The organism is Corynebacterium sp. HMSC068H04 (assembly GCF_001811255.1).
GTDB lineage: Bacteria > Actinomycetota > Actinomycetes > Mycobacteriales > Mycobacteriaceae > Corynebacterium > Corynebacterium hesseae.
Genome location: NZ_KV803995.1, coordinates 1 through 231, shown reverse-complemented (window position 1 = coordinate 231; position 231 = coordinate 1). Strand labels below are relative to the sequence as shown.

1 protein-coding gene is annotated in these 231 nt (G+C 67.1%); it reads left to right on the top strand.

The annotated features are described in order from the left end of the window. Positions 1-231 (top strand): biotin/lipoyl-containing protein (locus HMPREF2792_RS06015; RefSeq protein ID WP_304439941.1); only part of this gene is annotated, 231 nt, incomplete at both ends.

Here is a 231-nt window from a genome sequence, read left to right as displayed (position 1 = left end):
GAGATGCCGGAACTCGGTGAGTCCGTCACCGAGGGCACCATCACCCAGTGGCTGAAGTCCGTCGGCGACACCGTCGAGGTCGACGAACCACTCCTCGAGGTCTCCACCGACAAGGTCGACACCGAAATCCCGTCCCCAGTCGCCGGCACCCTCGTTGAAATCCTCGCCGAGGAAGACGACACCGTCGACGTCGGCGCCGTCATCGCCCGCATCGGCGACGGCTCCGCCGCC